22 protein-coding genes are annotated in these 20,562 nt (G+C 63.2%); 14 read left to right on the forward strand and 8 right to left on the reverse strand.

The annotated features are described in order from the left end of the window. The first annotated feature begins 159 nt into the window (after positions 1-159). The 3 genes from lodA to C8C92_RS15295 all read left to right on the forward strand — a co-directional run bounded on the left by lodA (position 160) and on the right by C8C92_RS15295 (position 4,501). On the forward strand, positions 160-2,370 hold the full coding sequence (lodA, locus tag C8C92_RS15285) for a CTQ-dependent lysine 6-oxidase LodA (protein ID WP_116744465.1): 2,211 nt from the start codon (positions 160-162) through the stop codon (positions 2,368-2,370). Positions 2,371-2,384: 14 nt separating this feature from the next. Then, positions 2,385-3,482 (forward strand): FAD-dependent oxidoreductase, encoded by a 1,098-nt coding sequence (locus C8C92_RS15290; protein WP_116744466.1) that lies wholly within the window; start codon positions 2,385-2,387, stop codon positions 3,480-3,482. Between the two features lie 245 nt (positions 3,483-3,727). Then, on the forward strand, positions 3,728-4,501 hold the full coding sequence (locus tag C8C92_RS15295) for a ferredoxin--NADP reductase (RefSeq protein ID WP_096235479.1): 774 nt from the start codon (positions 3,728-3,730) through the stop codon (positions 4,499-4,501). Between the two features lie 70 nt (positions 4,502-4,571). Here the strand turns inward: C8C92_RS15295 and C8C92_RS15300 are convergent, their stop codons facing one another. Next, positions 4,572-6,221, reverse strand: coding sequence for a phosphoethanolamine transferase (locus C8C92_RS15300; protein WP_116744467.1), 1,650 nt, complete (start codon positions 6,219-6,221; stop codon positions 4,572-4,574). A 199-nt stretch (positions 6,222-6,420) separates the two neighbouring features. Between C8C92_RS15300 and C8C92_RS15305 the strand changes: the two genes are divergently transcribed. Continuing rightward, a complete protein-coding gene (locus C8C92_RS15305) occupies positions 6,421-6,996 on the forward strand; it encodes a type 1 glutamine amidotransferase family protein (protein ID WP_116744468.1) in 576 nt (191 codons plus the stop codon). Here the strand turns inward: C8C92_RS15305 and C8C92_RS15310 are convergent. From C8C92_RS15310 to C8C92_RS15320, 3 genes are all read right to left on the reverse strand, one after another. Next, a complete protein-coding gene (locus C8C92_RS15310; protein ID WP_116744469.1) occupies positions 6,993-8,438 on the reverse strand; it encodes a serine hydrolase domain-containing protein in 1,446 nt (481 codons plus the stop codon). The genes C8C92_RS15305 and C8C92_RS15310 overlap by 4 nt on opposite strands. 85 nt (positions 8,439-8,523) lie before the next feature. Beyond that, positions 8,524-8,853, reverse strand: a complete 330-nt coding sequence (locus tag C8C92_RS15315) for a hypothetical protein (RefSeq protein WP_116744470.1) — start codon at positions 8,851-8,853, stop codon at positions 8,524-8,526. Positions 8,854-8,859: 6 nt separating this feature from the next. Beyond that, positions 8,860-9,240 (reverse strand): hypothetical protein, encoded by a 381-nt coding sequence (locus C8C92_RS15320; protein WP_116744471.1) that lies wholly within the window; start codon positions 9,238-9,240, stop codon positions 8,860-8,862. A 95-nt stretch (positions 9,241-9,335) separates the two neighbouring features. Here C8C92_RS15320 and C8C92_RS15325 point away from each other — a divergent pair, with 95 nt between their 5' ends. Then, complete coding sequence (locus C8C92_RS15325) at positions 9,336-9,737, forward strand: GFA family protein (RefSeq protein ID WP_116744472.1); 402 nt, start codon at positions 9,336-9,338, stop codon at positions 9,735-9,737. A gap of 112 nt (positions 9,738-9,849) precedes the next feature. Continuing rightward, positions 9,850-10,098 carry a DUF3297 family protein gene (locus C8C92_RS15330; RefSeq protein WP_099763738.1) on the forward strand — a complete coding sequence of 83 codons (249 nt, stop codon included), beginning with the start codon at positions 9,850-9,852 and terminating at the stop codon, positions 10,096-10,098. Positions 10,099-10,158: 60 nt separating this feature from the next. Here the strand turns inward: C8C92_RS15330 and C8C92_RS15335 are convergent, their stop codons facing one another. The 4 genes from C8C92_RS15335 to C8C92_RS15350 all read right to left on the reverse strand — a co-directional run bounded on the left by C8C92_RS15335 (position 10,159) and on the right by C8C92_RS15350 (position 13,506). Continuing rightward, entirely contained in the window at positions 10,159-10,821 is a 663-nt protein-coding gene (locus C8C92_RS15335) for a hypothetical protein (protein WP_133250764.1), read from the reverse strand. Beyond that, positions 10,818-11,672, reverse strand: coding sequence for a hypothetical protein (locus C8C92_RS15340; RefSeq protein WP_207781009.1), 855 nt, complete (start codon positions 11,670-11,672; stop codon positions 10,818-10,820). The genes C8C92_RS15335 and C8C92_RS15340 overlap by 4 nt, the downstream gene beginning before the upstream one ends. Before the next feature lie 81 nt (positions 11,673-11,753). Further along, entirely contained in the window at positions 11,754-12,572 is an 819-nt protein-coding gene (locus tag C8C92_RS15345; protein WP_207781010.1) for a glutaminyl-peptide cyclotransferase, read from the reverse strand. Positions 12,573-12,597: 25 nt separating this feature from the next. Then, a complete protein-coding gene (locus tag C8C92_RS15350; protein WP_116744474.1) occupies positions 12,598-13,506 on the reverse strand; it encodes a LysR family transcriptional regulator in 909 nt (302 codons plus the stop codon). A gap of 103 nt (positions 13,507-13,609) precedes the next feature. Here C8C92_RS15350 and C8C92_RS15355 point away from each other — a divergent pair, with 103 nt between their 5' ends. The 8 genes from C8C92_RS15355 (at position 13,610) to phnE (ending at position 20,560) form a co-directional block, all read left to right on the forward strand. Beyond that, a complete protein-coding gene (locus C8C92_RS15355) occupies positions 13,610-14,068 on the forward strand; it encodes a CidA/LrgA family protein (protein ID WP_099763735.1) in 459 nt (152 codons plus the stop codon). Continuing rightward, positions 14,065-14,754, forward strand: a complete 690-nt coding sequence (locus tag C8C92_RS15360) for an LrgB family protein (protein ID WP_116744475.1) — start codon at positions 14,065-14,067, stop codon at positions 14,752-14,754. The genes C8C92_RS15355 and C8C92_RS15360 overlap by 4 nt, the downstream gene beginning before the upstream one ends. A 66-nt stretch (positions 14,755-14,820) precedes the next feature. Further along, positions 14,821-15,900: a tRNA 2-selenouridine(34) synthase MnmH gene (gene mnmH, locus C8C92_RS15365; protein WP_116744476.1), complete on the forward strand. Its 1,080-nt coding sequence runs from the start codon at positions 14,821-14,823 to the stop codon at positions 15,898-15,900. A gap of 104 nt (positions 15,901-16,004) precedes the next feature. Further along, positions 16,005-17,069, forward strand: coding sequence for a selenide, water dikinase SelD (selD, locus tag C8C92_RS15370; protein WP_116744477.1), 1,065 nt, complete (start codon positions 16,005-16,007; stop codon positions 17,067-17,069). A gap of 26 nt (positions 17,070-17,095) precedes the next feature. Further along, entirely contained in the window at positions 17,096-17,962 is an 867-nt protein-coding gene (locus C8C92_RS15375) for a putative selenate ABC transporter substrate-binding protein (protein WP_116745979.1), read from the forward strand. Positions 17,963-18,126: 164 nt separating this feature from the next. Continuing rightward, positions 18,127-18,939: an ATP-binding cassette domain-containing protein gene (locus C8C92_RS15380; protein ID WP_116744478.1), complete on the forward strand. Its 813-nt coding sequence runs from the start codon at positions 18,127-18,129 to the stop codon at positions 18,937-18,939. Continuing rightward, a complete protein-coding gene (locus C8C92_RS15385; RefSeq protein WP_116744479.1) occupies positions 18,933-19,763 on the forward strand; it encodes an ABC transporter permease in 831 nt (276 codons plus the stop codon). The genes C8C92_RS15380 and C8C92_RS15385 overlap by 7 nt, the downstream gene beginning before the upstream one ends. Further along, entirely contained in the window at positions 19,760-20,560 is an 801-nt protein-coding gene (phnE, locus tag C8C92_RS15390) for a phosphonate ABC transporter, permease protein PhnE (protein ID WP_116744480.1), read from the forward strand. The genes C8C92_RS15385 and phnE overlap by 4 nt, the downstream gene beginning before the upstream one ends. Positions 20,561-20,562 lie beyond the last annotated feature (2 nt).

Genomic DNA, 20,562 nt, shown 5'->3' on the forward strand with positions numbered 1-20,562 from the left:
TAAATTCCAGAATCGTTGACTTGCGCGGCATCACATGGCCGGAATATATTCGCAGCAAGTGACAATAGGTGACTTTTTTGTTAATTTTTCTCTGTATCTTTCCCAGTAGCTGCCGCCAGATATGCCACCAGGATTGCCAACCTTTCAGGGGAAAACTTGATGAATAGCACGGAACAGTACTCGATACACCCATCGATCGGCATTGCCCGCGTGGGCAACAGCCATGATTCGTTCTACCTGGCGCCGGAAGCGATCGGCGGGCTGCCGATCGAAGCGGACGGCAACAACGATCCGCAACTGGTCGATGGCAAGCCGGTCCGCGTGACCCAATTCAAGGATGCGGCCGGCCGCGTGCGGCGCCAGGCCGCCAGCTTTCGCATTTACAAGTCGGTGGCGGGCCGTCCCGGCGAAAAAGTCCTGGTCGACTTGCAAGACCCGAGCATTGCCAGGATCGAGTGGACAGTGCACGTGGCGAACAAGAAGGCAGCGTGGTGGAACTTCATTCCCCTGCTGGGCGACCTGATGTTTGGCCCTTACAACAGCTATGAAACCTGGGAAAACACCCCGCCAGCCTGGAATCTGACACCCACGTCCTGGACCAATCTGCGCAATGGCGATGTGACGGGCGAGGCGGCCCGGCAAAAACTGATCGTCGACCCGGGACCGCGCACCCTGGACGCGCCGCTGGGCAAGGCCCATTTCGACAAGGATGGCGCCGGTTCCTATGCGCACGTGTCCTTCCCCGATCCGCAGGCCATCACGCAAGGCTATCCCGTGCGTACCCTCGGTGAAATGCGTACGGATTCGCGCGGCAACCTGCTGGTGATCGGCGCCTATGGCCGCGCCGGCGGCTCAGAAAGCATCACGGGCTTTGGCGGTGGCGACACGTGGAATGACGATGTGGCCGACGGCCCCGTCAGCGCCACCATCCATTTCAAGGATGGCAGCCCGTCCGTGGAACTGACAGCCTGGGTCGTCATCGGCTCGCCGAAGTTCGCGCCCGAACTGGTGAACATTTCCACCTGGGATGACGTCGTGGCCGACATGGCCATCAAATACAAGAACGCGCTGCCCGAAGCCTACGACACGGCCCGCTGGAGCGGCAGCGATGGCTGGAATCCCGACTATGTCGTCAATTACGCGCAGGACATCGCGCCATTCCTTGCCAGGATAGGCGATTACCAGTGGGTGGCGACGGTGCCCTCGATGACGGCCTTCATCCGCCCCAACTTCGACGTGGCCGATGCATCGGAAGCGAACCGGCCGCAGCGCGAAAAATTCTTCAGCTACTTCAGGAAGCCGTCGGCCATCCGCCCCGGCACGCAGGATCAGGCGCCCGGATTCACGGGCGGCCAGGGCGGCCAATTGTTCAGTGAAGCCAGCACGGAGAACCCCGGCGCGGGCATACCCCTCGTGCCCCTGAATTCGGGCAGCAATTCCGTGCGCAACAACGTCATCAGCAAGTTTTCCGTGCTGACGGATACGCAATATTTTGCTTTGCAGCAATGGGCTGCCGGCAAATTCGCCGCCGATGCGCCGGGCCTGGCCTTGCCGGGCATCGACCCGCTCGATCAGGCGGCCATCGGCAATTGCGTGGGCGAACCCATGTGCCCGGGCATCGAAGTGACGTGGAGCGTGCGCAATCCCATCATCTACGCGAAAGCGTACGCCATCCTGCACCGCGTGGATGCCGACTACGCAAAAAATGGCCTGTCGCCGGGCCGCGACGAATGCGAACCGCTGGACTGGAACGACCCGACCGTCGGCACCGGCTGCGAACCGGGCGACCTGACCAAGCGCATGGCCATCCCGTGGCAGGCCGACTTCTATGACTGCTCCGTGCAGATGATCAACTTCGATAATCCGGACCTGGTCAAGAATCCCGACACGCTCATTCCCGTGCCGCCCACCTACTACGCCTACTGGTGGCCGCCGCAAAGCCCGTGGAACGTGATCAATGGCGCCACCACCAAGGAAGAACAGGCGCTCGCGGGCGTGCCGGCCGGCATGCAGGTGATGTACAGCCGCGGCATGAACAGTTTTTCGCAGATGATCAGCTCCTGGCACTACCTGGGTTTCATCGTGAACCAGAACCACGATGCCGAGTCGGGTCGCCAGTACCCGTATTTTGTCGAGAAGGAGCGCAATCACGCCAAGTTCGTGGCCGCCAGTGTCGGTGTCGGCAATGCCAGCAGTTTCATCACGGGCGACGATTCGAACTACCTGCCCGCGTGGTTCCTCAAGGACGAGGATCCGCAGACGGCGCCCGAGAAGGCATCGCAGCTGTTTGCCACCGGCGGCGCGCAAGTGGCCGTGCATGACGCGCCGAAGAAAATCCAGCCTGCCAACCGGCGCCGGTTTTCCCATTGAGTATCGCGCCAGCCATGTCGTCATCGCGCGACTACGACGTCGTCATTGTCGGCGGTGGTGCCGCCGGCACTGCCGCCGCCCTGACCCTGGCCCGCTACACGGGCTTGCGCGTCGCCTTGCTGGAAAAGCAGCTGTTCGACGATTACCGGGCTGGCGAAACGGTATCGTCGTCCATCTTTTCGATGCTCGATTTTCTGGGCGTTGGGCGCGACCTGCTGGACGGCGCCCAGCTGCCCGCGTTTTCCCACGCGGCAGCGTGGGGCAGCGCCGAGCTGATGTCGCGCGACGCCGTTTTCAGCAGCCACGGCCACGGCTTGCACCTGGACCGCAGGCGGTATGACGCCATCCTGCTTGAGCAGGCGCGGCTGGCGGGCGTGGCGCTGCTGCGTCCCGCGCAACTGGTGCAGCTCGAACACGGCGACCCGTGGCGTCTGCGCGTGGCGAGCGAGGGGCAGGAAACGGACCTGACGGCCCGCTACCTGATCGATTGCAGCGGCAAGCAGGCGGCCATCGTGCGCCAGCGCAAACGCCCCATCCACACGGAAGACTCGCTGGTGGCGCTGTACGCCTATTATCAGCTGGCAGAGCCGCAATTCCTGCCGCACCGCACCCTGGTGGAAACGACGCGGCACGGCTGGTATTACGCGGCGCCCCTGCCGGGCGAGCGCGTGGCGCTGGCCTTCATCACGGATGCCGACATCCTCAAGCGCCTGCGGTTGAAGGAGCCGGCGCCCTGGCGCGAGGCCGCCGCGGACACCTCGCACGTGCGCGATATCGTGGCGCGCCTGCCAGCGCCAAGTGCCCTGCGCCACTACGCCATCCACAGCCGGGTGGCGTCGCTGCCGGCCGATGAAAACTGGACGGCGGCGGGCGACGCGGCCGCCTGCTTCGACCCGATCTCCTCGCTGGGCATCGGCCAGGCCATGGCGTCGGGCATCCATGCGGCGCGCGTGGCGGAGGCGTTCCTGGCCGGCGACCGGGACATGGCGGCGGGCTACCGGCGCAGCGTCTTCGCCGCGTTTGAAACCTATCTGCAGATGCGGCGCGGCTTCTACGGCGCCGAGCAGCGCTGGCGCGATGCTCCGTTCTGGCAGCGCCGGGCCGCGTCCTGACGCCCCCGGCAAAAAACTGAGCCAGGTCAAGAGTCCGCATGCCCACAGCCCGTTTCCGGGCGAATTTCAGCCCCGCCTTGCCATTCGCACTATAATGTCGGCACCGCATGCGGCAGCAATGGCGGCGATAGACGGTAACAATTTCGTGTGGACGCCAGTACAATAGCGTCTGGGCCTACACAGGGTTTCACTTTTGCCAGCAGTTGCCAGCAACTAACCATTTTTTTGACCAGCCAACAAATACTATGAGTTCGATGAATGAAGAGCGCGTTTTAAGCGTGCACCACTGGACGGATACCCTGTTCTCCTTTACCACCACGCGCGACCCGTCGCTGCGTTTCTCGAATGGCCACTTCACCATGATCGGCCTGCGCGTCGATGGCAAGCCATTGCTGCGCGCCTACAGTATCGCCAGCGCGAATTACGAAGAGCACCTGGAATTTTTCAGCATCAAGGTGCCGGGCGGTCCATTGACATCGCGTTTGCAACATTTGCAAGTGGGCGACACCGTCATCGTCGGCCGCAAGCCGACGGGCACCCTGGTGTCCGACTACCTGCTGCCAGGCAAGCGCCTGTACATGCTGTCGACGGGCACGGGCCTGGCGCCTTTCCTCAGCATCGTGCGCGATCCGGACATCTACGAGCGCTTTGACCAGCTGATCCTCGTGCACGGCGTGCGCCAGGTCGACGAACTGGCCTACCGCGAGCTGCTGGAAGAGCACCTGCCGAAGCATGAATTCCTGGGCGAAATGGTCAGCGACAAGCTGCGCTACTACCCTACCGTCACGCGCGAAGATTTCCGCAACATGGGCCGCATCACGGCACTGATCGAGAACGGCAAACTGGCCGCAGACCTGGGCTTGCCAGAGCTGAACCCGGCCGAAGACCGCGTCATGATCTGCGGCAGCTCGGACATGCTGCGTGACCTGAAGGAAATGCTGGAAGCGCGTGGCTTCAAGGAAGGCAATACCTCGACGCCTGGCGATTTCGTTGTCGAGCGCGCGTTCGCCGAGAAGTAATCGATCGTGTTCGCCAGGGGCCCGGTCCCGCCGCAGCTTGCGGCGGGACCGGGCCTTTTTCATTGGCGGCTCAGCGCACCAGCGCCGGCGTGCCGCGCTGGTATTGCAAGCCATTCATGAAGCGCTGCACGGGCTGAAAGGCGCCACTGAGGATATCGTCATGCGCCGCGTAATAGCGCGTCTCGATCTTCAGCAAGCCCAGCACGGTCGCATCGAGCTTGTCGGTCTGGTACGGCCGGCTTTCCAGCGCGGTGCGCGCGGCCCCCGATTGCGGCGCTTGCTGGTTGTTCCAGATCAACATGGGAATTTCATAGCCGCTCTTGTCGGAGGCGGAATGGCCCGCGTGATTGCGGCTGTAGCCCACTTCCTGTCCATGGTCGGAGACGAACAGCAGCGAGGCGGCGCGCCCGGCCTTGGCTGTATCGGCCATGCCGATCAGGGTGCCCAGCACGTAATCGCCATAGCGGATGGCGTTATCGTACTCATCGCGCTGGTGGCGTATCCAGCTGGACCTGCCCTGGCTGGCCATCTGCGCGCTGACGGCGTCCTGCACCTGGTCGAAATGCGCAAAACGGCTGGGATAGCGCATGTCATAGCTGGGATGGGCGCCCAGCAAATGCACGACGATGAGCTTTTTCGGCGCCGTATCGGCCAGCGCGTGGGCGAACGGCTGGAACAGGTTGCCGTCGAAATTGTTTTCGCCGCGGCCAGTACCGTAGTTGATGAAGTCGCTTTCATCGGCCTGGCCCGCCAGCAGGCCGATCCAGCCGTCATTGCGCGTCTGGTTCGAGACCCAGAACGTCTTGTAGCCGGCCGCCTCGGCCAGCATCAGCAAATTCGGCTTGGACATCCATGCATCGGGGTTGCCGATATCGGCCGGCGTGAGCATCGTCATCATCGATTCCACCGTGCTGGACGCGGGCGAAATCACATCATTGAACACCAGCAATTTTGCACGCATGGCATCGAGCCGGGGCGTGGTGGCGCGCGGGTAGCCGTACAGCGACATCGAGGCGCGATTGGTGCTCTCGCCGATCACCAGGATGACGGTGCGCGCATCCTCGCCCGCATAGCGCACATGCCAGTCGCGCGGCGCGGCCATGGCCGCCGTCAGCGCCTGCTGCATGGATTTCATCGCGTCCAGCTGCGCACTGTACTGCTGGTAGCGTAGCGGCCAGAACAGGGCTGGATTTTCGCGCCGCATGGTGGTGTTGACGTGCAGCAGCACGAGAAAGACGGCCATGCTGACGGCAAAGCATTTTTGCGCCAGGCCCGGCGCGCGACTGGCGCGCGCCGCTTGCCGGCGCAACAGCTGGCGGTCGGCCAGCAGCACGGCCGCCGTCACGAGGACAAACCAGCCCGCCGCTTGCGCCAGGGCGATGCTGTTGTGCAGGAAAAATTCTCCCGTCTCGGCTTGATCTGTCGCAAACATGGCCTGCAAAACGGCATTCGGATTGGGCCGCATGCCAAAATAGTCACGCAAGAAGCCCTTGATAGCAGCGTCGAGGTAAAACACGGGCACCACGATGCGCAGCAGCACGGTGACCGCGCTGGCGCTGGAACTGCCACGCCAGGCGTGCAGCATGCCGCCCACGCCCAGCAGAAAGGCCGCCAGCAAGACGCACAATTTCAGGCATTCGTTCGCACTTAACTGATCGAAGAGGAAGAACAGCAACAGGCCAGCAATGCTGAGCAGGACACGGCAAAACAGAATCAGCATGGGGGCGACAGGGAGTAAGTATTGAACAGGGGCAAGCCCGCGCGAACGGGCCAGCGATTGTAGCGTAGTCGCTTGCTGTTTGTACCATCATTTCACGTGCGCTCCTGACAGAAATTGTCAGTACTTTTTATTATGCTTTCGGCACCAGCAGGCTAGCCAGCCTGTAACATTGATATATCCACCTGCGACAGGACTTTTCATGACACGTGCCATCACCATACTGACCGAGAACTTTGCCGATTGGGAAACTGCCCTGATCAATTCCACGGCGCGCCTGTATTACGGCTTTTACACGCAGTTCGCCACGCCGGGCGGCCTGCCCGTCACCTCGTCCGGCGGCATGCTGGTCACGCCGCAACTGGCGCTGGAAGAGATTGTGCTCGATGAACTCGATTTGCTGATGGTGTGTGGCGGCAGCCACTGGCAAAGCGGCAAGGCGCCCGACCTGGGCCCCTTGCTGCGCGGCGCCCGCGACAAGAATATTGTGCTGGCCGGCATTTGCGACGGCACGCGCGTGCTGGCGCAGGCAGGCGTGCTCGACAATGTCCGTCACACCTCGAATTCCGCCGCCAACCTGATGGACACGGGCTATGCGGGTGCCGCCCTGTACCAGGACGTACCGTGGGCCGTGGCCGACCAGCGCGTCGTTACGGCGCCGGGCACGGCGCCCGTCAGTTTTACGCGGGAAGTGCTGCGCAGCCTGGGCATTGACGACGACAACCTGACGGCCTACCTGGCCATGCACGGGGCCGAGCACGGCCAGGCAGCACGCTAGTCGGGGGCCAGCACGCGCAGGCGCGCCACGGCGTGCGTGTTGCCCGGGTCCAGTTCCAGCGAACGGCGGTAATGCGTGACGGCCAGCGCCGTGGCGCCATCGGCCTCGTAGGCTTCGGCCAGGCTGTCGTGGCCGTTCGCCCCTTGCGGGTACAGTTGCACGCCCAGCTGGAAAACGGCGAGCGCCTGTTTCGGCTGCTGCCGGCCCAGTAGGCGGTAGCCCCAGGCATTCAAGTCGTCTTCGGTGGGCGCAGACAGCCCATGCTGGCGCCGGATGGCCGCCAGTTTCTTGTCCAGTCCGTCGAAACCAGCGCTGGCCGCCTGCTGGCGCAGCAGGTGCGCGGCATACGCGCCGCCGCGCTGCTGGCGCAGGGCGGGAATATAGAAGCCGGCGACGGTATCGATCAGCTGTTCCGGCTGGCCACCGGCCAGGTTGCTGAGGATGATGACGGCCAGGCCATCATCCGGATACACATAAAAGGCTGAGCGGGCGCCGCCGATGCCGGCCACGGCGCGGTGAGCATCGCGGCCGATGCTGGGCCAGCCCAGCGCCCACGGCGCCGGCTTGCCGTCATTCAAGCTGGTCGGCTGCCACAGCCGTGCCAGGCTGGCTGGCGTCAGCAAGCGCCCGGACTGCAGTGCGATGAGCCAGTTCGCCAGTTCACCCGCATTGCTGTTGATGCCGGCGCCCGCGCGCATGAACACGGGAAAGTCTTCGATCACGTTGCGGTAGCCGTTGCCGCCCCGGTTCAGCACGTAGGAACTGGCCTTATTGGCGACCACATCCTTCGCATCGCCAAAGCCGCTGTGCGGCATGCCCGCCACGTCAAACTGCCGGCGCTGGATGAAGGTCATAAAGGGTTGGCCGCCTTGCCGTTCGATCAATTGCGCCAGCAACACGTAATTGGTCTGGTTGTAGCGGAAGCGTTCACCTGGTTTTGCCTCCACCGGCAGCGCCTGCACGGCTGTCCACGCCGCATCGGCGTCGTCCGGCTGCGGCCCTGCCAGCTTGCCGCTGCGCTGGTCCAGCACATCGGGCAAGCCCGAAGTATGGTTGAGCAATTGCGTCACCGTCACGGCTTGCCAGGATGAAGGCAAGCCCGCCAGGTACTGGCCAATGGGTGCGGCCAGGTCGATCTTGCCCTGCTGCACCAATTGCATCACGGCCACGCCGGCAAATGCTTTCGTTGCCGAATTGATGGAAAACAGGCTGGCGTCCGTCACGGGTACCTGGTATTGCAGGCTGGCCAGGCCGAAATTGCGTTTCAGCACGACCTTGCCACGCTGGATCACCGCCAGTTGCAGTCCTGGAATCTGGCGCTCCCGCATTTCGCTGCGCACAAAGGCGGCAATTTCGTGCTCCGCTGGGGACGCCTGCACATGGCTGGCGGGGGCGGCGGCAAGCGCCAGGGCGAACAGGACAGACGGCAGGCGTGGCTTCACTATGCGGCTTTCGACAATTGAAAACGGAATCGCAGCATCCCATACCTATTTATCAACGTCAATGACAATCTTGCCGGTAAGAAAGCTACTCTTCCAGCCACACGTCTTCATAGCCTTCGCGGTCGAGAATGAATTTGGCGCCGCTGGGCAAGGCCAGGTAATCGACCACTTGCGGCAGCATGTCTTGCAGGTGTTCCGCATGCAGTGGCTGATAGAAGCCGCTGGCGTCGTCGTGTACACCGCAGTGGATGAACCAGCTGATGGTGCCGTTTTCCGGCAGCACGATGCGCGTGCCGTAGATGGGCGACTGGTCCAGGCTGCCGATGGCCAGGGCCACCATGGGCTCGGGCGCCTGCGCCGGCAAGCCGAATTTGTCGCAGATGCGCTGCTGTGTTTTGCTGATCAGTTGAGTCATGGTGTTTCAGGATCCGATGTATTGGTAATGCAGGCGCAGCGCGCCATCGTCGCTGCACATTTCCAGGTGCAAGATCGCTTCGCCCGGCTTGCCATCGGCCAGCAACAGGCATTCCAGACCCAGCGGCCCGCAATCGGTGGCATACACATCGACGGCGGGACGGCCACCCTTGCCCGGCACAAAGGCCTCGGCCAGCGGCGCCAGGGACAGCGCCTGGTGCACCGCAAAATAGCGGCCGAGCATCTCGATGATCTCGTCGGCCACGCCCGGCGACAGCGACCAGTCGCGTTGCAGCGCAAGCCGGTCGCGCCGGTCGAGCGTGTGCACGAAGGCCGCCGCCTGTGCATAGGCCTGTTGCCGCAGGCTGTCGGTCATGCGCATGTCCATGCTGCGACTCCTCTCTCTTGAACAGGCGCCATTATAGTGCGCCTCGCCATGCCGGCAGTTGATGACAGTACGGCAACCCTGTAAAGTGGGCTACGATGAAAAAAACCTACCATGGCAGTTGCCACTGCGGCGCAGTGCGCTTCGCGGCCGAGATCGACCTGGCGGCCCCGAGTTTGCGCTGCAATTGTTCCTATTGCCTGAAAATCCGCTGCTGGGCCAGCCTGGTGCCGCCCACGGCTTTCCGCCTGCTGGCCGGAGAAGCGGACTTGAGCGAATACCGCTTCGGCGCCGGCCGCGAGCGCCATTATTTTTGCCGCCATTGCGGCGTGCGTCCATTTGGACGCGGCGATTCAGCGCGCAGCGGGCCGTTTGTCGGCATCGGCGTGAACTGCCTCGACGATGCCGCGGTGGCCGAACTGGCCCAGGTGCCCGTCACCTTTGTCGATGGCTGGCATGACGCGTGGCACACGCCGCCGCAGGAAACGCGGCATTTGTAAGGGCAGAAGGACGGCAGGGAAAGGAGATACGGGGGGCGCCATGTCGCGGGCGGCCAGATAAGCATGCACTCCCCCGTTGTCTGGATCGGCATTCTGGGCGATAATTACGCCCATGAACGATACCACCACCTTACCCCCATTGCCCGATCGCCTGTCGATCGACCCTAGCAGCCCTTACCACGTTGCAGCCGTGTTCGAGAACGACGTCGGCATCCGCTTCAACGACAAGGAACGTCTTGACGTGGAAGAATATTGCATCAGCGAACGCTGGATCAAGGTCGCTTCCACCAAGTCGCTGGACCGCCGCGGCCGTCCGCTGCAGATCAAGCTGAATGGCAAAGTCGAAGCGTTTTACCGCTAAGCAACACATTGTCATCGAGGCCGATAGTCATCGGCCTTTTTTTACGTCTGCGGGTATTGCTCAGCCCCGTGCCGGTCCAGCGGCCGGCGGCGGCTGGAAGGCGCAAAAGCCGGGCCACTGGTCGCGGCTGTCGCACACTTTCAGGCAACCTTTGTTTTCCTTGAAGGTGGCGACGACCTTGATGGGGAAGCCATATTGGGGAGTGGTGGCCAGGAAGGCGGACGGGCAGCTTTGCTCGTTGCTGAAGCGGAAAGTGATTTCTTCGCGGCGACCCTTGCGCTCAAAGCTCAGCATGAAGGTTTCATTGCTGTTCCACTGCGCCTTGCCTGGTACGCGGAAACGGTAGCGGGGGCTGCCCTGTTGCTGACCCTCAAGTTTCTGCCCGAAGACGCGGCTGCTGGCCGTGGCCGTCTCGACCTTGGCGACCGGATACACCACGGCAAACATGTAGGTGCCGGCAAAACCCTGGTCGAAACCGAGGCCCTTCTGGTAGAACGGCACGACGATATGCGGCGCGCCCGCGTATTCCACCGTGTTGCGGGCCGTCACGCGCGACGTCAGCTTGTCATCGGGCGCTTGCCCGAAGACCACGTCCAGTTCCAGCAACGCTTGTTGCTTGTCGATATCTTGCGCCAGATAATCCTTGGGAAACAGCTCGCCGTGCACGCAGCCGGCCAGCAAGGAGGCGGCGAAGCAGCCGGCGATCAATTTAGATATTGTCATGGCTGTTTTCCTTCCGGCGGCGCGGAGATGAGGCCCAGCCCCGTCACTTGCAAGCCATTCTTGCCTTGCTTCCATTGAAATTGCTGGCCGAACCAGGCCAGTTCCAGCTCGCGCCGGATGCGGTTCGAATCCGTGCGGCCCTGGCGCGCCTTGATGGCGGCGCCCGCCTGTTCGGAAGCGGCCTCCGACAAGGGTTTGAGCCACCGTTGATAGGTATCGGGCGGCAAGGCCAGGACCCCGGCCACGCCGTCGTCGCGCGTGGCGACGATGACCTGCAACTTGGTCAGTTTCCTGGCGAGATAGGCGCCGCGCCGCCCGTCGGGCGACACGGAGACCAGCATGGCGGGCGCGTAATCGCCCGTGACGGTATCCGGCATGTCAAACCACAGCAGCTCGCCCGTGCCCGTATCGAGCGCGCGGCCGTCGCGGGGAAACAGCAGCACCTCGGGGCTGCCCGGCTGCGGCACGCCCCATTCGGGGTCGCGCTCCGTGCGTACCATGCTGTCGCGCTGCATGGGACTGATGGGGCGCATCAGCGGTTCGCCGTTCTGCACGCCGATCAATATCGTGCCTTGCCCCGTATAGCCCTTGGTGAACGCCAGCAGCATGGGCTGGCCCTCGCGCGTGGCCTTGATCGGCCGCACTTCCACCACTTCGCGCGCGCCGCCGGGCCAGTAGCCGTGCTTGCGGAAAGTCAAGGTAACGAGCGGGTCGTGGCGGTCACGCGTGACGACAAAGTCGCCGTATTGCTGCATCACCGGCACGTAGGGTGTTTGCGCCTGCGCGGCAGGCCAGATGGCGGCAAGCACGCTGGCGGCGGCCGCCAGGCGGCATAAAGGGAGGGACAGCATGGCATCCTGTGTGGGGCGCACTGGGCGAAGGATACGCATGATAGACGATTCCTCGTCAGCAACACTGTCCAATTGAACACATCAACGGCGCTGGATTTCAATCAGTTCGATCTCGAACAGCTTGGGCCACAGTTTGCCCGTGACAAACAAGCGCTTGCCGCGTGTATCCCAGGCAATGCCGTTGAGCACGGCGTCGGGATTGGCCGTGCCCCGCTGTTCCGGCGGCAGCAAGCCCGTCAGGTCGATCCAGCCCACGACCTTGCCGCTGGCCGGGTCGATGCGGGCGATCGCATCCGCGCCCCACACATTGGCGAACAGCTCGCCGTTGACCATTTCCAGTTCATTCAGGCGGTCGATGGGGCGGCCTTCCGCCTTCACTTCGAAGCGGCGCACTTCCTTCAGGGTTTGCGGATTGAGCACGCGGATGGCAGAAGTGCCATCGCTCATGTAGACAAATTTAGCATCGCTGGCCAGCCCCCAGCCTTCGCCCTGGTAGCTGAAGGTGCGTTTCAGTTTGAACGTCTTCTGGTCGAAGACATAGCCGGTCTGCGACATCCACGTCAGGCCCAGGATCTCATCGCCCACGTCCGTGATGCCTTCGCCGAACACTTTTTTGTCGAGCATGCTTTTCTGCAAGACCTTACCCGTCGTCAATTCCACCTTGCGCAAGGAGGACTGGCCATTCTGGCCCGTGCTTTCATACAGGTGGCCATCCTTGAACAGCAAGCCCTGGGTGAACGCCTGGGGATCGTGCGGGTAGGTATTCTTGACGAAGTATCCATACACAGGAAGCGCGGCCTGAGCATAGCCCATTTCGCTCATCAGGCCCACGGTGCATAACAATCCCAGCAGCAGCGAGCCTGCCGTGCGTTTCAGTCTGGTTTTACCTGTGTTCTTCATATGCTTGGCGGTGGTTGGCGAGCGCCTATTGTAAACGTGCCGCGTCCGCCATGTGCGCCCTGACGAGGTCCAGCCAGGCGCGTGCCGCGAACGACAGGCGCCCGCCACGGCGCCAGGCCAGCATCAGATTCCATTCCACGGGCGGGCCATCGAGGGGAATCACGGCAAATTGCGCTTGATCCAGCGTGTCGCAATACATCTTTGGCAGCAGGCAAATGCCCACGCCCAGCCGCACCAGCGAGGCGATGAAATCCCACTGGCCGCTGCGGCCCGTGATGCGCGGCGCGAAACCGGCCCGCTGGCAGGCATCGAGCACGATGTCATTCAGGGCGAAGGCGGCGCCATAGAAAATGAAGGGGCTGTCGGCCAGCTCGGCCAGGGCCACGGAAGCGCGCCCCTGCCATGGCGAGCCGGGCGCCGCCAGCAGGCACAGCGGTGAGCGCACCAGGGGCAAGGCTTCGAAATCCTGCCAGGTGGCCGCATTGCCCGGATAGTCGAGCATGGTGCCCAGTTCCACTGTGCCGGTGCGCAAGTCGCGCTCGATCGCCTGCGTACCGCTTTCATACATTTTCAGTTCGATGCCCGGATAGCGCTGGTGGTATTCGGCCAGCCACGGCGCCAGGGTGGAATGGGTTTGCGGCGACACGCCGACGCGCAGCTCCCCCCGCTCCAGATGTTGCAAGTCGCGCAATTCAACCTTCAGTTCCGCGTGCAGGGCCAGCAAGGTATGCGCGCGCGACAGCACCACCTTGCCCGCGTCCGTCAGCGTAAAACGCTTACCGGCGCGGTCCAGCAAGGCCAGATCCAGCGACTGTTCCAATTGCTGGATCATCTTGCTGACGGTGGGCTGCGTCACGTGCAGCCTGGCGGCCGCGCGCGTAAAGCTGTTCTGTTCGACCACTTCGACGAAGTAGCGCAGGGAGCGGATATCCATTATGCATTCCAATCTCGAATGATAATCATGAGTTTAAGTCATTTTATCTTTTGATGTGGGGTCACTACAATGAAAACTTCCCCCAGCCGTTTGAAAGCCTGCCGTGAAAGCCTTGCACTGTTCCACCGCCGCCCTGCCCTCCATCCCCGTCTGGCGCCAGCCCGCGCAGACCGCATGGCAAGTGGGCGTACTGATCGCCGCCTGGTGGCTGGCCGACGAGGCTGCTTCCGCCCTGCACTTGCCGTTTTCCGGCGGCGTGGTGGGCCTGTTCGTGCTGGTGGCCCTGCTGCTGTCGGGCTGGGTGCGTCCGACCACCATCGAACTGGGCGCGAACTGGCTGCTGGCCAACATGTTGCTGTTCTTCATACCGCTGGTGGTGTCCGTGGTGCAATTTACGCAACTATTGAAATCGCAAGGTCTGATGCTGTTCGTCAATATCGGCCTCGGTTTTGCCAGCGTGATGCTGGCCACGGCGTTGACGGTGGAATGGGTGTGCCGTTATGAACGCAAGTTGCGTCTGAATAAGCTGCTGCGCCAGCGCGCAGCCAGGGCGGCAGCATGAGCACCCTGGTCCTGTCCCTGCTGTTTTTGCTGCTGACCCTGGTCTTGTTCTACGCCAACCAGGCCTTACACCGCCGCCACCCGCATTTCTTGCTGACGCCCGCCATCTGCACCTCGGCGATACTGATCATCATCGTGCAGGCCACCTCGACGCCGTTCGCCACGTATTTCGGCGAGACGCGCTGGCTGCCGTGGCTGCTGGGGCCGGCCACCATTGCCTTCGCGCTGCCCATCTTCCAGGAGCGCAAGCTGATCCGCAAGCACTGGTTGGCCTTGTCGCTGGGCAGCTGCGCCGGCATCGTCGCCTCCGTGGCCGCCACCCTGCTGCTGGACCGGATATTTGGCGTGCACGGCGACATGGCGCGCAGCCTGCTGGCGCGATCCGTCTCGACGCCGTTCGCGCTGGAAGCGTCGCGCCACATGGGCGGCTCGGCCCAGCTGACGGGCATCTTCGTGGTGATGACGGGCTTGTTCGGCTTGATGCTCGGTAAACCGCTATTAAAACTGCTGCCCTTGCGCATGCGCATCGCCCGTGGCGCCCCGTATGGCGCGGCCGCGCACGGCTTTGGCCTGTCCGTGGCGCGCCGGGTCGGCACGGAAGAAGGCGCCGTGGCCAGCCTGACGATGATTTTTTCGGGCATCGTCACGGTGCTGCTGGCGCCGCTGCTGGGGCATCTGCTGGGCTAAACCGCCACGCCAGTGACGTTTATCGGGGATAATACGCCTTTCCCTCTTGCCAGCACCCGTGCCCCGATGAAATACCCTGCAGTCCTGCCTTTCAGCGACATCCTGCCCCGCTTGCATGAGTTCGATGCCATCATCGACGTGCGCAGCCCGTCCGAGTTCGCGGAAGACCATTTGCCGGGCGCTATCAACCTGCCCGTGCTGGACGACGAACAGCGCGTGCGCGTCGGCACCTTGTATAAACAGACGAGCGCCTTCGAAGCGAAGAAACTGGGCGCGGCGCTGATCGCGAAAAATATCGCGCGGCACATCGAAGACGGTTTTATCGCTCATCCCCACTCCTGGTCGCCGCTCGTCTACTGCTGGCGCGGCGGCAACCGCAGCGGCGCCATGGCGCACATCCTGGCACGCATCGGCTGGCCCGTCACGCAGCTCGACGGCGGCTACAAGGATTACCGGCGCCACGTGAATGCCGAGCTGGCCACCCTGCCCGAGCGTTTCGACTTCATCAACGTGCTGTGCGGCCCCACGGGCAGCGGCAAGAGCCGCCTGTTGCAGGTACTCGACAGGCAAGGCGCGCAAGTGATCGACCTGGAAGATCTGGCGGCCCACCGCGGCTCCGTGCTGGGCGGCTTGCCGGACGCGCACCAGCCCTCGCAAAAGGCGTTTGAAAGCGCGCTGTGGCAGCAGTTGCGCCATTTCGACCCGCAACTGCCCGTCTTCATCGAGTCCGAAAGCAAGAAAGTGGGCCGCCTGCGCGTGCCCGACGCGCTGATGGAAAAGATGCGCGCGGCCGATTGCACCGATGTGCGGCTGGACATTGGGGAGCGCGTGCAATTGCTGATGCAAGACTATGCGCATTTCGTCGGCGACCCAGCGCGCCTGAACGTGCAGCTGGCCCTGTTGACGCAGCTGCATGGCAAGGAGAAAATTGCCCACTGGCAGCAACTGGCGACCTCGGGCCACATGGCCGAGCTGGTGGAAGAGCTGCTGGTGCAGCATTACGACCCCGTCTACCGGCAATCGATCGCCCGCAACTTCAGCCGCTACGCCCAGGCGACGCCGCTGGTCTTGCCCGATATTTCAGAACATGCCTTTGAGCAAGCCGCGCGCGCATTATGTGCTATCGTCGGAGACGGAAAGCAATGAACCCAAAGACAGAATACCGGGGTCGGACCCTGAGGGTCCGACCCCAGATTTTGCGTTTGGGGTAAAAATGATCATAGCAGTACACAACATCAGCAGGAACTCCCATGTCAGATAGCGCAGTAACACCAAATACCCCCATCCGATTGACCGAATTTGCCCATGGCGGCGGCTGCGGATGCAAAATTGCGCCCGGCGTGCTGGCCGACATTTTAAAGGGCAGCGGCGGCTTTCCCCTGCCGAAAGAATTGCTGGTCGGCATAGAAACCTCGGATGACGCGGCCGTCTACCAGCTCAACGACGAGCAGGCGCTGATCGCCACGACGGATTTCTTCATGCCCATCGTCGACGACCCGTTCGACTTTGGCCGCATCGCCGCCACCAACGCCATTTCCGACGTGTACGCCATGGGCGGCACGCCCATCATGGCGCTGGCCCTGGTGGGCATGCCGATCAACAAGCTGCCGGTGGATACCATCGGCCTCATCTTGAAAGGCGGCGAAACCATCTGCGCCCAGGCCGGCATCCCCATCGCAGGCGGCCACACCATCGATTCCGTCGAACCGATCTACGGCCTGGTCGTGCTGGGCCTGGTGCACCCTTCGCAAGTGAAACGCAACGCGGGCGCGCGGGCCGGCGACAAACTGGTATTGGGCAAACCGATCGGCGTGGGCATCCTGTCGGCCGCGCTGAAGAAGAATGCACTCGACGCGGATGGCTACGCATCCTTGATCGACAACACCACCAAATTGAATACCCCGGGCAAGAAACTGGCCCTGCTCGACGGCGTGCATGCGCTGACGGACGTGACGGGCTTCGGCTTGCTGGGCCACACCCTGGAACTGGCGCGCGGCGCCAAGTTGCAGGCGCGCATCGCCATGAGCGAGGTGCCGCTGCTGCCGCAAGTGCAGCAACTGGCGCAAAACGGCAACATCACGGGTGCTTCCGGCCGCAACTGGCAGGGATATGGCGCGCAAGTGGCGCTGGCCGACAGCCTGAGCGCCATCGACAAGGCGATCCTGACGGACCCGCAAACGGCCGGTCCCCTGCTGGTGGCCTGTGCGCCGGAAGCCGTCGAGCAAGTGCTGGCGATTTTCCGCGCCGAAGGCTTTGGCGACGCCGTCGTCATCGGCGAGATGCAGGATGGCAGTACCGGGGTCTCCGTATATTAATGAACAATTTTTCTAAAGGCAGTCCCATGACCAAATTCTCCAAACTCCCCGCCATCCTGGCCACCGTCGCCGCCACCCTGGCCATCCACAGCGGCCTGGCGCAGGCACAGCAAGTGTTGCGCGTGTCCGCCATTCCCGACGAAGCGCCGACGGAATTGCAGCGCAAGTTCAAGCCGCTGGGCAGCTACCTGGAAAAAAAGCTGGGCATGAAGGTGGAATTTACGCCCGTCACCGATTACGCGGCCTCCGTGGAAGGCTTGATCAATAACAAGCTCGACATGGTCTGGTTCGGCGGTTTTACTTTCGTGCAAGCCAATGTACGCAGCGGCGGCAAGATCGTGCCACTGGTGCAGCGCGAGGAAGACACGAAGTTCCGCTCCGTGTTCGTCACCACCAGCAAGGACATCAATCAATTGTCCGACCTGAAGGGCAAGAATTTCACCTTCGGTTCGGAATCGTCGACCTCCGGCCACTTGATGCCACGCTACTACTTGCTGGCCGCCAAGATCAACCCGGACACGGACATGAAGCGCATCGCATTTTCCGGCGCGCATGACGCCACCGTGGCGGCAGTGGCCGGCGGCAAGGTCGATGCAGGCACCTTGAATATCTCCGTGTGGGAAAAACTGGTCGAAGCGAAAAAGGTCGATCCCAGCAAGGTGCGCGTGTTCTACACGACGCCTGGCTACTACGATTACAACTGGAGCGTGCGCGCCGACATGAATCCCGTCGTGCGCAAGAAGCTGACGGACGCCTTCCTGGCGCTGGACCCATCCACGCCGGAAGGCAAGGAAATCCTCGACCTGCAGCGCGCCACCAGGTTCATCCCGACCAAGGCCGAGAACTACAAGGATATCGAAGCGGCCGCGCGCGATGCGAAGCTGTTGAAGTAATTTACGCCGACGCGTTTCACCGTAGGTCGGATTAGGCCGGAGGCCGTAATCCGACAACATTGTTGGCTTCACTGTGTCGGATTACGCGGCTTCACCGCTAATCCGACCTACGTTGCCCTTGCATGGCGTAATCCGACATCGCCCCAAAAAAACCGAAACATCGCATGACATTCCAACTTCACAAGGTCTGCGTCCACCACGCGGGCGCCGCCGGCAATGCGCTGGCCCTGCGCGAGCTGGACCTGGACGTGGCCCAGGGTGAACAGATCGCCCTGATCGGCCCTTCCGGCGCCGGCAAGACCAGCTTGCTGCATACGCTGGCCTGCGCGCTGCGCCCCGAGTCCGGCACCTTGAGCGTCCTCGGCAGTTCTCCGTGGCAGATCGGCAGCACCGAACGCCACGCCTTGCGTGCGCGCCTGTTTTTGGCGCCGCAAACGCCGCCGCTGCCGCCGCGCCAGCGCGTCGTCAACGCCGTGCTGGCGGGCCGGCTGCCGCAATGGAGCTTGTGGACGGCGATGCGTTCCCTGCTGGCACCCGTCGACCCGCGCGCCGCGTGGGAGGCTTTAGGTAAATTCAATCTGCAGGACAAACTGTATGCGCGCGTCGACCGCCTGTCCGGCGGCGAACGCCAGCGCTGCGGCATGGCGCGCGCGCTGGTGTCGAATGCGCAAGCGTTCCTCGTCGACGAACCGCTGTCCGCGCTCGACCCCACGCTGGCCCTGCAAACGATCCATGTGCTGCAAGCGGAAGCGACGGCGCGCAACGCCACCCTGATCTGCAGCCTGCACCAGGTCGATATCGCGCGCGCCTGTTTTACGCGCATCGTCGCCCTGCGCGACGGCAAGATCGTCTTCGACTTGCCTGCTAGCGAGGTCAGCGACGCCATGATAGAGCAGCTGTACCGCAACAAGGCCGATCCGGCGCCGCAGTTCGAGGCAGTGGACGCGAAGCTGGACGCCGCGAGGCCGCTTTGCTGAAGAGCACCTCCCTGCCGCGCGACCCCGCCTGGCGCGGCCGCCTGACCGGCGCTGCCATCGTGCTGCTCGTGTTGTGGCCGATGCTGGTGCAGGCCGAATTCAAGCCGTGGATACTGTTCGATGCGCAAAGCCTGGCAGCCACCTGGCAATTTCTTGCCAGCTTCGTGCCGCCCGCCCACTCGCTGGAATTTCTGCAACTGGTGGCCATTTCCAGCTGGGAAACCATCGCCATGGCCACGGCCGGCATGGCGCTGGCCATGCTGGGGGCCATACCGCTGACTTTATTGGTGACGGAGCGTTTGTCGATTTCGCGCATCGGCAGCGGCACCGTTTCGCCGCTGGCCGCCGCCCTGCGCCACGCCGTGCGCGCGCTGCTGGTGCTGCTGCGCAGCGTGCCGGAACTGGTGTGGGCCTTGTTATTGGTGCGCATCGTGGGTCTGGGGCCGACGGCTGGCGTGATCGCCATTGCCCTCACGTATTGCGGCATGCTGGGCAAGGTGTATGCGGAAATCCTCGAATCGTCGGATGCGTCCGCCTGTAACGCGCTATTGCACAACGGCAGCGGCAGATTGAAGGCCCTGCTGTACGGCGCCCTGCCCGAATCGGCCGCCGAACTGGTGTCATATACGATTTACCGCTGGGAATGCGCGATCCGCGGTTCCGTCGTCATGGGCTTTGTCGGTGCGGGCGGCCTGGGCCAGCGCATGGATGAATCGATGAAGATGATGGCCGGCAATGAACTGGCCACCATGCTGCTGGTGTTCGTGCTGCTGGTGGCGGGCGCCGATGCGGTCTCGGCCATGCTGCGCCGGAGGCTGGCATGAAGGGCGACACCTCCATGCTGCCGGTTTCCCCTCCCGTGCGCTGGTCCACCTGGGCCTTGCTGGCCGGCTTGGTGCTGCTGGTCGTCGCCAGCTTCGCCACCCTGCCCCTGAAATGGGGAGAATTTTTCAGCGCCGATGCCGTGCGCACGAGCGCCGATTTCCTGCACGGCTTCGCCCCGCCCGAACTGGCGCCCGCGTTTCTCACCAAGGTCGGCATCGCCACCTTTGAAACCCTGGCCATGTCGGCCATCGGCACGGTGATTGCCGCTCTCCTGGGTGCGCTGCTGGCCCTGCCCGCCAGCGGCCGTTTCGGCCAGCTGGCGCGCAACGCCACGCGCGCGGTGCTCAACGTGCTGCGCTCGATCCCCGAACTGGTGTGGGCCTCGATCTTGCTGATCGCCGCCGGCCTGGGCCCGTTCGCGGGCACCCTGGCGCTGGCGCTGCACACGGTGGGCGTGCTGGGCCGCTTGTTTGCCGATGCGTTTGAAAACTGCCCGCCCGTGCCCGCTGCCACCTTGCGCATAAATGGCGCCCGGCCCGCCGTGGCCTTTTTGTACGCCACCTTGCCGCAATGCGGGCCGCAGATGATGTCGTATACGCTGTACCGCTGGGAAAACAATATCCGCGCCGCCGCCATCCTCGGCGTCGTCGGTGCGGGCGGCCTGGGGCAGATGCTGAAATACCATCTGTCGCTGTTCCAGATGCAGAGCGCTGCGACCGTCATCGTCGCCATGCTGCTGATGGTGGCCGCCGTCGATGGCCTCAGCTATGTGCTGCGCCGCGCCATGACCCGCTGATT

Source organism: Janthinobacterium sp. 78 (assembly GCF_003096775.1).
GTDB lineage: Bacteria > Pseudomonadota > Gammaproteobacteria > Burkholderiales > Burkholderiaceae_D > Janthinobacterium > Janthinobacterium tructae.